Source organism: Actinoplanes sp. CA-015351 (genome assembly GCF_050955685.1).
In the GTDB taxonomy this organism is placed as follows: domain Bacteria; phylum Actinomycetota; class Actinomycetes; order Mycobacteriales; family Micromonosporaceae; genus Actinoplanes.
The window spans coordinates 4,214,017-4,227,837 of record NZ_CP192102.1; the positions used below are offsets into that span (position 1 = coordinate 4,214,017).

The window sequence follows — 13,821 nt, forward strand, 5'->3', positions numbered from 1 at the left end:
CAAATGACGAAACCCGAGCCCGCCTGGAAGAGCAGAAACGCTCAAGATCGCCGACAGGGGGCCGAGTTCGCCAGCGACCGGCCCATCACCAGAAGGGCACCGAGCCCAGCCGAACTGGTTGAACGACACGCTTACTGCGTTTCGGCGGGACCGGGCCTCAGCGGGACCGGGCCTCAGCGGGACCGGGCTCGGGAGCTGACCGGAGTCAGCTTCGGCTCGGAGCCGGGAACTCACCGGGCTCGAAGCTGACCGGGCTCAAAAGCTGAACGGGCTCAGGACCTGACCCGGGCTCAAGAACTGACCGGGCTCAAGAACTGACCGGGCTCAAGAACTGACCGGGCTCAAGAACTGACCGGGGTCAGGTTTGGGTTGGGGCGGTGGGTGGCTGCTCGGATGGCTGCGGCCAGGGACAGTGCGGCTAGGGCGGTGCCGATCAGTACCGCGGAGGCCGGGATCTGGTCGTGGGGGCCGTAGCCGACGTACTGGTTCGGGGCGTGCGGGTCGTAGGTCATCACCTGGTAGAACTCGCAGTAGGCCACGAAGGCCGGGACCGCGGCCGCTGTGAGGGACAGGGCGGAGAGGCCGGCCGCTGTCCGGCGGTGGCGGGAGCCGGCCGTGCGCATCCGGTAGGCCACCGCAGCGGTCAGCAGCCAGCCGGTGACGGCGCCCAGCAGCAGGCCTGCGATCGTCAGTGGGACGATCGCGCCGGTCACGTCGGTCGTGATGTCGACGCCCGCGAAGGTGCCGCCGTCCAGGTCGGGCCGGGGGCCGCCGTCCATGGTCTCGGTGGAGCCCTTGAGGCTCAGGCCGTCTTTCGTCGCGGTGAAGCGGGCGGCGCGCCCCGGGATGGTGCTCTCCTCGTCGGTGCCGAAACCGATGGCGGTTCTCGTGATCTCCTCGGCGAAGGACGTGATGTGCCAGCCTGTCGCGGTCAGGGCGGTCTTGACCCGGTCGGGGTCGTAGCTGCCGGCGCCGGAGATGGTGCTGATGATGCCAGGACCGTTCATCGCGGTCTGCCACTGCTCGATGCTGGGCCGGGGCAGGTCGGCCATGGCCGAGGTGAGCGCGCCCGCCTCGGCCGGTGTCGGCACCCGGTCGGCGCTCTGCCAGGCCAGCCAGTTGCCGGCTGTCGCGCCGAACCCACCCACCGTCACCGCGGCCAGCAGGGCGGCCAGCACGGTCAGCGGCCGCGGCGGCACCCGGAATCGCTGCCGCACGCCGGAGGCGACCAGATGCAAGGTCTGCCCGGCGGTCAGCCGGCCGTTGCCGTCGTCCGCGAGGTCGAACAGCGTCGTGAGGATCTCGTCGCCGTGCCGGCGGCGATAGGCGCCCGGGTACGCCAGAAGCAGCCGCCGGTAGCGACGCTCGTCCTGGAGGCTGATCGTGGTCATCGGGCGACTCCCAGGTTGGGAAAACGGCGCAGGCCGGCCTCGGCCGCGCTGGCGTTTCGGCGCAGGCGCTCGACCTGGGCAGACAGGGCCGCGGCGCCGTCGCTGGTGAGCCTGTAGTAGCGCCGGAGGCGGCCGCCGACCGCTTCCTCCCGGTCGACCTCGACGAGGCCCTGCTCGGACAGCCGGTCGAGGGCGCCGTAGAGCGTGCCGGGCCGCAGCACCACCTCGCCCTGGGACAGGGTCTGGACGGCGCGGATCACCCCGTAGCCATGCGAGGGCTCCTCCGCCAGGGCGGTGAGGATCAAGAAGGTGGGTTCCTGCATGGACGGTGACGTTACGCTCGACTGAATATAACGTCAACCGTTATATGGGCGACCGGGCCGGGACCCGTCGGCAATCCGCTGATGCCGCACCTGGCGCGCTCTGCCCGTTGACTTGTCTCAAGTCTTGTCTCAAGCTGATGCGACAAGACTTGAGACATCGAGGTGGTCGTCATGACCGATGAGATCGAGCAGGCCGGCTCGTGGCTCGCCCAGCACGGACTGGCCGGCGACCGGGCGGCACCGCTGATCGCCGCACGGCTGACCGCCCGGCGGCGGGCGGGCATCGCTGCCAGCGTGCTGCTTGCCCTGTTCCTGATCGCGGTCGCCCTCGTCTACACGCTCACCCTTGGCGACGAGCCACACCCGGGCACGTCGCTGCTGTACCTGAGCGCGGCGGTGATCACCCTGGTGGCGGGCCTCGCGCTGATCGACCAGCAGGTACGCCGGGCCGACCGGCGGGCCGCCGCGACGCTGGCCCGGCGGGTGGCCCATCCGGGGCGGCTCGGCTGGCGCACCCTGCTGGGCGTACCGCGTGCGGTTTTCGCGCTTGTCACGTTCGCCGCGGCGCTGGTGGTGGCGATCGGCGCCCTGCCCGGCATCGAGGCGACGATCCTGCTCATCGGGCTGTGCGGGGTCGGGGCCGGCATGGGTGTTCAGCTGCGGCACCTGCTCACGCACCCGGCGGTGGCCGACGACGAGGTGTCGCTGACCGCCGACGCCGTCATGCGCGTCGAGGACGCCCGCAACCTGGCCGCGCCGACAGTGGTGTGGTGCCTGCCCGTGGTGTCGCTGCTCGCCGCGGTGCCGGGCTGGTGGATGGCCGCCTGGCTCGCCTTCGTCGTGCTGGGCACCGTCGCGCTCATCGTGATCAACGCGCGGACCCCGTCCAGCGGCACGGTGGCGCGGCGCGCCATGGGTGTGCCGGTGAACCCGTGATCGTCATCGACTCGGCGTCGCCGGTTCCGCCGTTCGAGCAGCTCCGCGGACAACTGGCCCGGCAGATCCAGGAGCGCACCCTCGCGGTGGGCGCCCGCCTGCCGGCGATCCGCCGGCTCGCCGCCGATCTGGGGCTGGCGGTGAACACTGTCGGCCGGGCATACCGGGAGCTGGAGGACGCGGGGCTGATCGAGACCCGCGGCGCGGCCGGGTCGTTCGTGTCGGCGGCCGGTGAGCAGGGGCGCGAGCGGGCGCTGCGGGCGGCCGCCGATTACGCGGCGGTGGTCGCCAGCGTGGGCCTCGACACCGACGAAGCGGTCCGGATCATCAAGGCCGCGCTGCTCAACGGATCGGCGGGCTGACGGTCGGCGGCCGGCGCGTCACTCGCGCCAGTCACCCTCCTCTTCCGGTGCGGGCTCCGACGCTTGCGGGGCCGGCTCCGACGCCTGCGCGGTGGCTGGATCGGATGCCTGCGCGGTGGCCGGATCGGATGCCTGCGCGGTGGCTGGGCCGAGGGCGGCGTCGTGGACGATGGTGCTGTCGTCGCTGGTACGCGTTCCGTCGATGTCGACGTCGGGATGAGTGGAACGCAGGTGTGCGGCCATCTCGTCGTCGGGGAAGTCGCGCTCGCCGGGCGGGCACAGGTTGCAGGTCGCCATCACACTCTCTTACCCCGTCGGCATGGAACCGGTGCGTAAAGGACAGGAACTGACCGCAATCGTGGTGAGGATGGACCTATGACAGCGACGTGGAAGATTGAGCTCATCCCCGTGCCGGTCACCGATGTCGACCGGGCCAAGGCGTTCTACGAGCGGATCGGCTTCCACGCCGACCACGATCACCAGGTGTCCGAGGGCCTGCGGTTCGTGCAGCTCACCCCGCCCGGGTCGGCGTGTTCGATCGTGATCGGGGACGGGATCACCGAGAAGGCGCCGGGCAGCCAGGAGATCCAGGTTGTCGTGGCGGACGCCGAGGCGGCGCGCAAGCAGCTGCTGGCGGTGGATGTCGAGGCCGGCGAGGTGGACGTGCAGCCGTGGGGCAACTTCGTCCACTTCCGGGACCCGGACGGCAACAGCTGGTCGTTGCAGGCCATCGAGTACCGGCCCAACGGCTGACCGGAAGGGAACGCCGGGGCCGGCGGCGGGTCGCGCCGGGGGAACGGGCGTCAGTCGCCCGGAAGATGACGGGCGCCTGCGGTTACGCGTATCAAATAAAAAGTGTCGGTGGGGGCTGCTAGGTTTCCGGCGTTGTCGACGGCGGCCGAGGGAGTCCGGTGACCATCAACGAGTTTTTGACGACGTTCGCGGGGCTGCCTGTGGTGGCGGCTGACGCGCAGGAGAGCCCGGGTGATCCGGGGGCGGTGGCGTGGCGCATCGACATGGATTACGAGTCGGGTGGCGACGAACTCACGGCCGCCTTCGAGCGGCTCCTCGCCCGGACCGGGCCGGCCGGGCCGACCGCGTTGATCATCGGTGAGTGGGGCGAGGCGTACGAGTCCGCGTTCCCGGTGGAGTTGCTGGTCGACAACGCGGAGCGGCTGCCGACCCTGAAAGCGCTGTTCATCGGTGAGATGAGCTTCGAGCAGTGTGAGATCTCCTGGATCCAGCAGGCCAACCTCACGCCGATCCTGCTCACGTTCCCCGCGCTGGAGAGCCTGTGGGTGCGTGGTGCGGAGGGGCTCGCGTTCAAGAAACGCATCCATCATCAGGGGCTGCGTGAGCTGGTGCTGCAGTCCGGCGGGCTGCCCGCGAGCGTGGTGGAGAACGTCGCCGGCTGGGACGTGCCTAACCTGACCCATCTGGAGCTGTGGCTCGGCGTGGACAACTACGGCGGTGATGCGACCGTCGACGACCTGGCGCCGATCCTGGCCGGGCGGTCGCTGCCCGCGCTCACCCACCTCGGCCTGCGCAACGCGGAGATCGCCGACCAGATCGCCGAGGCCGTCGCGGCGGCGCCGATCGTCGCCCGGCTGACCAGCCTCGACCTGTCGAAAGGCATGCTCGGTGACGCCGGTGGTGAGGCGCTGCTGGCCGGGCAGCCGCTCACCCACCTGAAATCGCTTGATCTGAGCCACCACTTCCTGTCACCGGAGCTGGCGCAGCGCATCGTCGAGGAGCTGCCGGGCGTCGCCGTCGACGTGTCCGACCGGCAGCAGGAGGAGGAGTGGGGCCGCTACACCGCGGTCTCGGAGTGATGCCTCTCGCCGTCGTCGGTAATCCCGCCAACCGGCGGGTCACCCTGTTCCTCGACGCGGTGCGGCGGGCCGGGCTGCCCGCACCCGCTGTCCATCCGTGGCGTGACGTGCTGGTCTCCGGGCGAGTGCCGGGTCCGGATTGTCTGGTGCGCATCGATTCGCCGGGTGAGGACGCCGAGGTTGATGCTCTGTTGCGGTCGGCTCCTCCCGCGCTCGAGGGTCAGATCGTCGGGACCGCTGCCGCGTTCGCCGGGTTTCGGGTCGCGCTCGATCGGGTCGAGGCCGGTGGTGGCACGCTGCTGAACCAGCCCGCCGACATCCTGGCGATGACGTCCAAGCCGGACTGTCACGCGCTGCTGTCCGCCGCCGGGATCCCGGTGCCGGAGGCGCTTCCGCCGATCAGCGGCTATGCGGCGCTGCGGGCGTCCGGGTGGCATCGCGCGTTCGTGAAAACCGCCTACGGCTCGTCGGCGTCCGGCGTGCTCGCTGTCGCCGCCTCCGGGCGGCGGGTCATGGCGGTCACCTCGGTCGAGCTCAGCGGCGGGTTGCTCTTCAACAACCTTCGGGTACGCCGATACGACGACGAAGCCACCATCGCAGCGATCGTCGACGGCCTCGCACCGGACGGATTGCACGTCGAGCGGTGGTACCCGAAAGCCTCCCTCGGCGACCGGGTCCTCGACCTGCGGGTACTGGTCATCGCCGGGGAGCCACGGCACGTGGTGGTCCGGACCAGCCGGTCGCCGATGACGAACCTGCACCTCGGCAACGCGCGCGGTGACGTCGACGCGGTCCGCTCGGCGGCCGGCGAGAAGGCGTGGGCGGCGGCGATGGAGACCTGCGCACGGGTGGGTGCGCTGTTTCCGCGTACCCTGCACGTCGGTGTCGATCTCATGTTCCGGGCGGGGTGGCGTGACCATGCGGTGGCCGAGGTGAACGCGTTCGGTGACCTGCTCAACGGGCACGACACCTACGGTGACCAGGTGGCGGCGATATGCGCGCGCTGATCGGCACCCACGACCTGCTGTTCGTCACCCTCGACACGCTGCGGTACGACGTGGCGGCGCGCTGCCTCGACCAGGGCCGCACACCGCAGCTGGCAAAGGTGCTGCCCGGCGGGGTGTGGCAGCGGCGGCACACGCCGGCGAGTTTCACCTACGCGGCGCATCACGCGTTCTTCGCCGGGTTCCTGCCGACGCCGGTGACACCGGGGCCGCACGAGCGGTTGTTCGCGGCCCGGTTCGGTGGCAGTGAGTCCAGTGGGCCGGACACGTTCGTCTTCGACGCGGCGGACCTGCCGGCCGGGCTGGCCGCGGCGGGTTATCACACGGTGTGCCTGGGCGGGGTGGGGTTCTTCAACCCGGCAGCGCCGCTCGGGCGGGTGCTGCCGGGGATGTTCGCGGAGTCGCACTGGTACCCGTCGTTCGGGGTGACGGCAGTGGACGGCCTGGGGGCGCAGATCGGGGTTCTGGGCACCCTTCTGGAGAGTGTTGATCTCGGGCGGCCACTCTTCACCTTCCTCAACGTCGCTGCTCTGCACCAGCCGAACAAGCATTACCTGCCCGGGGCCACGGCCGACACCGTGGAGACGCACGCCGCGGCTCTGGAGTACGTCGACGGCCAGCTCGATCGGCTGTTCGCGCTGGTCGCCGGGCGGGGACGGCCCGTCCAGGTGATCATCTGCTCGGATCACGGGACGCTGTACGGCGAGGACGGGCACGTCGGTCATCGGGTCGCGCACGAGACGGTGTGGACGGTGCCGTACGCCGAATTCGTTCTGGATCCGGCATGACGTCGCCGTACCAGGGTTATCTGTACGCGTACCCGCACAAGACCGCCTATCGGAAACTCGAGCCCCGGCCGCTGCTGAGCGACGTGTGGGGCTCCGAGCGGCAGGACGCGTTGTTCGGGTACGTGCATCTGCCGTTCTGTGAGATGCGGTGCGGGTTCTGCAATCTGTTCACCCGGGCCAACCCGCCGCAGGAGCAGGTTCGGGCGTACCTCACGCAGTTGCGCCGGCAGGCGCAGGAGGTGCGATCGAGCCTGGCCACCGATGCTTCGTTCGCGCAGCTGGCGATCGGTGGCGGCACGCCGACATATCTCACCGCCGCCGAGCTGACCTCATTGTTCGAGATCGTCTCCTCGGCGTTCGGCGATGCGCTGCCGTTGTCGGTCGAGACCTCGCCGGCCACCGCCACACCGGACCGGCTCGCCGTGCTCGCGGCGCACGGCACCACCCGGATCAGCATGGGTGTGCAGAGCTTCCTGGACAGTGAGGCGCGGGCCGCCGGCCGGCCGCAACGGCTGACCGAGGTGCAGGCCGCGCTGGCAGCGATCCGGGACAGCCGGATTCCGGTGCTCAACGTCGATCTGATCTACGGGATCGACGGGCAGACCGCGCAGACGTGGCAGCACTCGCTGGACGAGGCGCTGCGGTGGCGGCCGGAGGAGCTCTATCTGTACCCGCTGTATGTGCGCCCGCTGACCGGGCTCGGGCGGCGGGCCGCTACCCGGGCCGACTGGGATCGTGATCGGCTGGCGCTGTACCGGCAGGCCGTGGTGGTGCTGACCGGCGCCGGATATGTGCAGCAATCGATGCGGCAGTTCCGGCGCTCTGACGCGCCCGTGGTGCAGGGGCCGGATTACTGCTGCCAGGACGACGGGATGATCGGGCTGGGGTGCGGCGCGCGGTCGTACACCACGTCGCTGCACTACTCGTTCGACTACGCGGTCTCGGTTTCCGAGGTTCGCGCGGTCATCGACGACTACCTGTCGCGGCCGGCCTCCGACTTCCGGTACGCGGAGATCGGATTCCGGCTCGACGAGGTCGAGCAGCGGCGGCGATGGTTGCTGAAGTCGTTGTTACGGGCTGAGGGGGTGGACCCGGCGGCTTATCAGGCGCGATTCGGCACCCGGCACGAGGAGGATTTCCCGCAGCTGTCGGCGCTGGCCGGCCGGGGCTGGCTGGATTCCTCGTTGTCGGTGCTGACGGCGGAAGGGCTGGCCTATTCGGACGCGATCGGGCCGTGGCTGGTTTCCGGGCCGGTTCGGGAAGCGATGCAGGCTTATGTCGTCCGGTGACGATCTCTACGTGCTCTATCGGGGGCCGCTCGCGAGTTGCAATTACGACTGCCCGTACTGCCCGTTCGCGAAGCGCGTCGACCCGCCGGCGTTTTTGCGAGGTGACAAATCGGATTTACAGCGATTTATCGGGTGGGTGCGGGAGACTGCCGATCGACGGTTGTCCGTGCTCTTCACCCCGTGGGGCGAGGGCCTGACCCGATCCTGGTACCGCGACGCCATCGTCGAACTCTCCCACCTCCCGCACGTCGCCCGGGTCGCCATCCAGACCAACCTGGCCGCCCGCACCGGCTGGCTGGCGGCGGCGAACCCGCAGGTGGCGGCACTGTGGGCGACATTTCACCCCGGGCAGGTGACGCTGGAGCGGTTCCTCGCCCGGTGCCGGGAACTCGACGCGCTCGGCATCCGGTACTCCATCGGCGTCGTCGGCCTGCCCGATCACCACGACGCGGCCGTCGAGCTGCGAGCGTCGTTGCCGCCGTCGGTCTACCTGTGGATCAATGCCGCCGACGGGCACGTCTACACCGCCGCAGAGGAACGGCGATGGACCGCGCTGGACCCCCGCTTCGGCGACAGCGTGCGCCCGCACGTCTCGCTCGGGCTGCCCTGCCACGCCGGCGAGACCGCGATCTCGGTGCTCGGCGACGGCACGGTGCGCCGCTGCCACTTCATCCCGGCGCCGATCGGCAACCTCTACGACGGGACGTGGCGCACGGCCTTACGGCCGCGAGCCTGCAGCAACTCACTCTGCGACTGCCACATCGGCTACGTGCATCTCAAGCCTCTGAAACTGCGCGATGTGTACGCCGACGGGCTGCTCGAACGCATTCCAGCAATGTGGCCTCCGGAGGCTTCCGTGATGCGCGACAGCTGACAGCCGGCAGCCGATCCGCCGTGCGTGCGCGACCGCCGGCAGCCGGTGCAGCCGACCGCCGGCAGCGGGTGCAGCCGGCCGCCGGTGCGGTCAGCGGGGTCGGGCTTTGGGCATTATGTGGCGTTCGCCGGTGGCGGCCATCGAGTGCAGGAGGCCGCCCGCGACGGGGATCACGCGGGCCAGGCCGGGCTGGTTGTTACGGCGGGCCAGGGCTGGGCCGAGCGTGGTCATCAGGTGCGTCAGGGCGGGCAGCGGCCGGATGTAAAGGGTGATCTCGGTGATCAGCCCGTCCTCGCCCAGGCGCAGGCGTTGTGCCTCATGGATCGGGGTGCCGGACACTGTCGCGCGATAGAACAGCGCGACGGTGCGGCCTTCGGCGACCTGGTCGGTGTAGGTGATGTCGTCGATCGTCGCGAACGCCACCTCGAGAAGGCCACCGATCTGGGTGTGCCCGCGGAAGGTGAACTGTTCGGTGATCGGGGAGATCAGGACCGCCTCCGGGCTGAGGGCGGTCACCGCGGCAGCGGCGTCGCCCGACTCGCCCGCTGCGCGCCAGATCGGTACGGTGTTTCGCACGGCTGATCCTCACTGCCAGATGTTGTCGTGCTCCAGGTAGAAGGCGGTGCGCTGCTCGTCGGTCATCTCGGCGATCTCGGTGAGGCCTTCGAAGTAGCCCTCGCGGGGCGCGCCGGGCGCGAAGTGCAGCAGCATCTTCACCGGGGTGCCGGAGTGGTTCTTGAAGGCGTGGATGCCGCCGGGCGGGACGTGCACCCAGTCGCCGGGCTCGGCGTCGATCCAGCGGCTGCCGTCGTAGATGCGCAGGACGCCGTCGAGGATGTAGAACGACTCGGCCAGGCTGTGGTGGAAATGCGGCTCGGGGCCGGTGACGCCGGGGCCGCACTCCCAGCGATAGAGGCCGAACAGGCCGTTCGTGGACTCGCCCGTCGACAGGTAGTGAATCCTGGTGCCGTTCGGATAGACGAGCTCGGGCTCGGTGGCGGCGGGCCGGTACGTGGCGGAGACCTCGCCTTTGTCGCCGTGGTACAGCGGGGGCGGATACGTCATGACGTCGATTATGCCGAGCGCCACCACCGATAGAGCATCCTAGGAACCTAGTTGGATGTTCTATCGGTGGTGGCGCTCGGCTCAGCGGGGGCGGCTCAGCGGCGACCGACCGCCGTCGGGCGGACCACGAAGATCACCCGTCCGGGGCGTCCTTCGGGGGCTCGATGCCGAACGGGGCGTCGTAACGCTTCGCCAGCTCCACGTAGAACGCGCCGGTCGGGTCCGGATCGATGCGCTCGACGACGCCGCGCACCTCGATGTAGCGGTACGGGTTCTCCGCGTCCACGATCGAGATCGCCACCGCCGGGTTCGCCGAGATGTTGCGGAACTTGCGGCGGAAGTTGGTGTGCGTGAAGCGGATGAACTCGCCGTCCCAGGCGAACCACATGGGATTCACCTGCGGGGTTCCGTCCTCACGAACCGTCGCCAGATCAGCGATGAGCGGCCGTTCGAGCAGGTCCAGGTGATCTTCAGGGATGATGGTCGTCGTCATGCTCTCCATGGTGGAGGACGATGGTGAACACGCGTACCCCAGAGGGTTTGCTCGTGACCGGCACTGTGGGTGCCGGAAAGACGGCGGTCGCGGAGGCGCTGGGTGATCTGCTCACCCAGCGTGGGGTTCCGCATGCGGTGATCGACGTGGACTGGCTGCGGCGGTCGTGGCCCAGCCCGCCCGGCGATCCGTTCAACGGCGGGATCACCCTGCGGAACCTGCGGGCGGTCGCCCGCAACTTTCTTCACGACGGTGCGAGGCTGCTGGTACTGGCCGGGGTGGTGGAGAGCCGGGCCGAGCGGGACGGCTACCAGGACGCGATCGGTGTTCCGCTGACGGCGTGCCGGCTCGCGACCAGTGTGGAGACCGTGCGGGAGCGGTTGCGGCAGCGGCATCGTGACGATCCGGCCGGACTGGCGTGGCATCTGGAGCGGTGCGGCACGCTCGATCGGATCCTGCGGGAGGCTGCCGTCGAGGACGTCGTGGTCGACGGCGGGCACGGGTCGCCCGCAGAGGTCGCCGAGGCCGTCGCCGGGATCTGCCGCATTGATGGCAGGCAGACGTCACCAGCGGAAACGGTCCGGACCGACGCGCCGGCGGGTGATCCGCGGAGCCGAGGCGGAAGAGGCGGCTGCGCCTGATGCTTGATGCTCCCAGCGATCAGGCCGATCCCGGCAGGAGGAGCAGCACGCCGCCGGGAATTGACGGTTCGACGGGCTGCGCGCCGATCATCCGTCGAGGACACTCGGCGCATGGCAGACGTGACAGTGCTCGGCGCCGGGGCGGCGGGCCTCGCCGTGGCTGCTCAGCTGAAGGCGCGCGGCGTGCACAGCGTCGTGCTGGAACGCGGCCCGGGCGTGGCCACCAGTTGGCGGGGCCGGTACGACAGGCTGCGGCTGCACACCGTCCGCGGCCTGTCCGGCCTCCCCGGCATGCCGATCCCCCGGGAGTTCGGGCGGTGGGTCAGGCGCGACGACCTGGTGCGCTATCTCGAGGCGTACGCCCGGTGCTTCGCTGTCGACGTGCGTACCCACACGACGGTGACGAGCGTGAAGCCGGGGGCCGACGGCTGGTCGCTGCGGCTCGCTGACGGCTCCGAGCACGCCACGCGGACGCTGGTCGTGGCGACCGGATATCTGCACACGCCTGCCGTGCCGCAGTGGCCGGGCCGCGAGGAGTGGACCGGCACGCTGCTGCACTCCTCGCGGTACCGCAACGCCGGGCCGTTCGCCGGCAAGGACGTGCTGGTGGCCGGCCCCAGCAACAGCGGCGCCGAGATCGCCACCGACCTGGCCGAGGGCGGCGCCGCATCGGTGAGCCTGGCGATCCGGACGCCGCCGCACATCGTGCGCCGCGAGACAGCCGGCTGGCCCGCGCAGATGAACGGCCTGCTGCTGGGCCGCCTGCCGGAACGCCTCGTCAACACCCTCGCCGCCACGATGGGCAGGATGGAGATGCCGGACCTGCGACCGTACGGCATCGACCGCCCGGCCGAAGGGCTGAAGACCCGGCTGCGCACCCAGCGGTACGTGCCGGTGCAGGACGTCGGCATCGTGCGCGACGTGATCGCCGGCCGGGTCCGCCCGGTCGCCGCGGTGCGGGGTTTCGACGCCACATCGGTGCTGCTCGCGGACGGCACGAGCCTGCGACCGGACGTGGTCGTCGCCGCCACCGGGTACGGCACCGGGCTGGGCGAACTGTTCGACGACCCGGCACTGTTCGACGAGACCGGGGTCCCGCATGTGCACGGCGGTCCGGCCGCGCGGCCCGGGCTCCACTTCCTCGGGTACGACGTGACGCTGGGCGGCATGCTGCGCCAGATCGCGATCGAGTCCCGCCGGGTCGCCCGGGCCGTTGACAGTTAGTTAGACCCGGTCACGGGCCGAGGCGAACCCCAGCCAGGTGTGCCGGTTGCCGGCCCAGCACCAGCCGACCTTCGGCGCCCGCCGCCGGGCCGTGCCGTCACGCCCGGTGCCGCCGCTGATCCAGATGGCCGGCGTCCGGGCGTCGAGGCCGCTTGCGCTGCGCTTGCGGTCGCCGATGGTCATGAAGCAGTGGTTGGGCTCGAGCACCTTCGGGTCCTGCAGCAGCCAGCTGATGCCCTCGTTCACGGTGAGTGGCGTCCGCCCGCGTTCGCGGATCACCGGCAACGCCTCGTTGGGGCTCCAGTTGCGCATGTCGTCGCCGCGGTCGGACTCGCGGATCAGATAGAGCGGCCGGTCGGGCAGATCAAGACCTTCGATCGGTACGAATTCCTCCAGGTCGGTCAGGTCCTCGACGACGAATCCGGGTTTGTCGTCACGGCGCAGCAGGGGCGCCAACTGGCGGGCGGTGGCCAGGGCGGGATGCACGACGAGCACGCTCTGCGGCTCGTCGGGCAGGGCGGCGACGCAGGCGGTGAGTTCCGCCGCGCTGCTGCCGGCGACGTCGGCGACGCCCGCTTCGAGCAAGCGGTGGAGCTGGCGGTTCAGGCTCATGCGGTCTCCCGGTGAGAGGTCGGTAACGGCAGAACACCGTATAGCGTACGGAGTATTCCCCCGGTAAGCTCTGCCGCATGTTCCCGGCGGTCCACGACGACCTCAGCCTCGGCACCTGGCGGCGTGACCCGGGGACGGTGGTTCGCCGGGCCGTGTCGGTGCCGGCCGGCGATCTGGGGCCGCTCGCGATCGTGGCCGAGTCGGAGGTGCCCGGGGCCGCTACCGACTGGCTGCCGCACGCGCATCCGATGCACGAGCTGGTGTGGGTGCGCGGCGGGACGCTGACCTCGCGGATCGGGAACCGGATCTTCACGGTGCCGGCCGGGTTCGGCCTGTGGCTGCCCGCCGGGGTGGTCCACGGGGGCCGGCTCACGGCGTCCGCCGAACTGCACGACGCCTTCTTCGATCCCGGGCGCACACCTGTCGAGTTCGCCGGGCCGACGTCGATCACGATGACGCCGCTGCTGGAGTCGCTGCTGCTCCGGCTGGCGCGCAAGGACCTCGACGCTGATGCGCGGGCGCGTACCGAAGCTGTGGTCTTTGACGTTCTTGAACCTTCGGAGCGGCAACTGGCGCTGGAGGTGCCCGGGGACCCGCGGATCGACCCGATCGCCGGGGCGCTGCTCGACGACCCGTCCGACGATCGGGGCCTGCAGGAGTGGGCGGCGCATCTGGGGATGAGTGAGCGGACCATCACCCGGGCCTTCCGGGAGGCGACCGGGCTGTCGTTCGCGCAGTGGCGGCAGGCGTTGCGGGTGCACGAGGCGCTCGCCCTGCTGTCCGCGGGCGCTGACGTGCGCGAGGTCTCCGAGCAGCTCGGATACTCGCAGCCGAGCACGTTCATCGCGGCGTTCCGGCGGGTGATGAAGGTGACGCCGGGGCTGCTCGCCAAGGCGTCCTCGTATCCGGCCTGATGTCCGGATTCCCGTATCGCCTGTCCTGAGTGCGGGATTGCCGACAAGTTGATCATCACTTAGCCTCCGTAAG

Annotated in this window: 18 protein-coding genes; 11 read left to right on the forward strand and 7 right to left on the reverse strand. The window is 70.3% G+C overall.

What is annotated here, in order from left to right; genetic code table 11:
* Positions 1 to 341: 341 nt before the first annotated feature.
* Positions 342 to 1,391 (reverse strand): hypothetical protein, encoded by a 1,050-nt coding sequence (locus ACQP2E_RS19440; RefSeq protein ID WP_433833654.1) that lies wholly within the window; start codon positions 1,389 to 1,391, stop codon positions 342 to 344.
* Positions 1,388 to 1,714, reverse strand: coding sequence for a PadR family transcriptional regulator (locus tag ACQP2E_RS19445; protein WP_433833656.1), 327 nt, complete (start codon positions 1,712 to 1,714; stop codon positions 1,388 to 1,390). The genes ACQP2E_RS19440 and ACQP2E_RS19445 overlap by 4 nt, the downstream gene beginning before the upstream one ends.
* Positions 1,715 to 1,885: 171 nt before the next feature.
* Between ACQP2E_RS19445 and ACQP2E_RS19450 the strand changes: the two genes are divergently transcribed.
* Positions 1,886 to 2,650, forward strand: coding sequence for a hypothetical protein (locus tag ACQP2E_RS19450; RefSeq protein WP_433833658.1), 765 nt, complete (start codon positions 1,886 to 1,888; stop codon positions 2,648 to 2,650).
* Complete coding sequence (locus ACQP2E_RS19455; RefSeq protein ID WP_433833660.1) at positions 2,647 to 3,012, forward strand: GntR family transcriptional regulator; 366 nt, start codon at positions 2,647 to 2,649, stop codon at positions 3,010 to 3,012. The genes ACQP2E_RS19450 and ACQP2E_RS19455 overlap by 4 nt, the downstream gene beginning before the upstream one ends.
* Before the next feature lie 18 nt (positions 3,013 to 3,030).
* Here the strand turns inward: ACQP2E_RS19455 and ACQP2E_RS19460 are convergent, their stop codons facing one another.
* Positions 3,031 to 3,309: a hypothetical protein gene (locus tag ACQP2E_RS19460; protein WP_433833662.1), complete on the reverse strand. Its 279-nt coding sequence runs from the start codon at positions 3,307 to 3,309 to the stop codon at positions 3,031 to 3,033.
* A gap of 78 nt (positions 3,310 to 3,387) precedes the next feature.
* Here ACQP2E_RS19460 and ACQP2E_RS19465 point away from each other — a divergent pair, with 78 nt between their 5' ends.
* From ACQP2E_RS19465 to ACQP2E_RS19490, 6 genes are all read left to right on the forward strand, one after another.
* Positions 3,388 to 3,765, forward strand: a complete 378-nt coding sequence (locus ACQP2E_RS19465) for a VOC family protein (protein WP_433833664.1) — start codon at positions 3,388 to 3,390, stop codon at positions 3,763 to 3,765.
* Positions 3,766 to 3,923: 158 nt separating this feature from the next.
* Entirely contained in the window at positions 3,924 to 4,844 is a 921-nt protein-coding gene (locus tag ACQP2E_RS19470; protein WP_433833666.1) for an STM4015 family protein, read from the forward strand.
* Positions 4,844 to 5,851: an STM4014 family protein gene (locus tag ACQP2E_RS19475; RefSeq protein ID WP_433833668.1), complete on the forward strand. Its 1,008-nt coding sequence runs from the start codon at positions 4,844 to 4,846 to the stop codon at positions 5,849 to 5,851. Before ACQP2E_RS19470 ends, ACQP2E_RS19475 begins: the two co-directional genes overlap by 1 nt.
* Positions 5,839 to 6,636, forward strand: coding sequence for an STM4013/SEN3800 family hydrolase (locus ACQP2E_RS19480; RefSeq protein ID WP_433833670.1), 798 nt, complete (start codon positions 5,839 to 5,841; stop codon positions 6,634 to 6,636). Before ACQP2E_RS19475 ends, ACQP2E_RS19480 begins: the two co-directional genes overlap by 13 nt.
* Positions 6,633 to 7,925 carry an STM4012 family radical SAM protein gene (locus ACQP2E_RS19485; RefSeq protein ID WP_433833672.1) on the forward strand — a complete coding sequence of 431 codons (1,293 nt, stop codon included), beginning with the start codon at positions 6,633 to 6,635 and terminating at the stop codon, positions 7,923 to 7,925. Before ACQP2E_RS19480 ends, ACQP2E_RS19485 begins: the two co-directional genes overlap by 4 nt.
* Complete coding sequence (locus tag ACQP2E_RS19490) at positions 7,912 to 8,799, forward strand: STM4011 family radical SAM protein (RefSeq protein ID WP_433833674.1); 888 nt, start codon at positions 7,912 to 7,914, stop codon at positions 8,797 to 8,799. Before ACQP2E_RS19485 ends, ACQP2E_RS19490 begins: the two co-directional genes overlap by 14 nt.
* A gap of 90 nt (positions 8,800 to 8,889) precedes the next feature.
* On the opposite strand, the gene ACQP2E_RS19495 is transcribed toward ACQP2E_RS19490, so the two are convergent.
* The 3 genes from ACQP2E_RS19495 to ACQP2E_RS19505 all read right to left on the reverse strand — a co-directional run bounded on the left by ACQP2E_RS19495 (position 8,890) and on the right by ACQP2E_RS19505 (position 10,357).
* Positions 8,890 to 9,375 (reverse strand): nuclear transport factor 2 family protein, encoded by a 486-nt coding sequence (locus ACQP2E_RS19495; protein WP_433833676.1) that lies wholly within the window; start codon positions 9,373 to 9,375, stop codon positions 8,890 to 8,892.
* A 9-nt stretch (positions 9,376 to 9,384) separates the two neighbouring features.
* Positions 9,385 to 9,864 carry a cupin domain-containing protein gene (locus tag ACQP2E_RS19500; RefSeq protein ID WP_433833678.1) on the reverse strand — a complete coding sequence of 160 codons (480 nt, stop codon included), beginning with the start codon at positions 9,862 to 9,864 and terminating at the stop codon, positions 9,385 to 9,387.
* Positions 9,865 to 9,997: 133 nt separating this feature from the next.
* Positions 9,998 to 10,357 carry a PPOX class F420-dependent oxidoreductase gene (locus ACQP2E_RS19505; protein ID WP_433833680.1) on the reverse strand — a complete coding sequence of 120 codons (360 nt, stop codon included), beginning with the start codon at positions 10,355 to 10,357 and terminating at the stop codon, positions 9,998 to 10,000.
* Positions 10,358 to 10,410: 53 nt separating this feature from the next.
* Here ACQP2E_RS19505 and ACQP2E_RS19510 point away from each other — a divergent pair, with 53 nt between their 5' ends.
* On the forward strand, positions 10,411 to 10,998 hold the full coding sequence (locus ACQP2E_RS19510; protein ID WP_433833682.1) for an adenylyl-sulfate kinase: 588 nt from the start codon (positions 10,411 to 10,413) through the stop codon (positions 10,996 to 10,998).
* Positions 10,999 to 11,109: 111 nt separating this feature from the next.
* Entirely contained in the window at positions 11,110 to 12,222 is a 1,113-nt protein-coding gene (locus ACQP2E_RS19515) for a flavin-containing monooxygenase (RefSeq protein WP_433833684.1), read from the forward strand.
* On the opposite strand, the gene ACQP2E_RS19520 is transcribed toward ACQP2E_RS19515, so the two are convergent.
* Entirely contained in the window at positions 12,223 to 12,834 is a 612-nt protein-coding gene (locus ACQP2E_RS19520; protein ID WP_433833686.1) for a DUF5701 family protein, read from the reverse strand. It abuts the gene before it with no gap.
* A gap of 77 nt (positions 12,835 to 12,911) precedes the next feature.
* Between ACQP2E_RS19520 and ACQP2E_RS19525 the strand changes: the two genes are divergently transcribed.
* Positions 12,912 to 13,748, forward strand: coding sequence for an AraC family transcriptional regulator (locus ACQP2E_RS19525; protein ID WP_433833689.1), 837 nt, complete (start codon positions 12,912 to 12,914; stop codon positions 13,746 to 13,748).
* Positions 13,749 to 13,821: the final 73 nt, after the last annotated feature.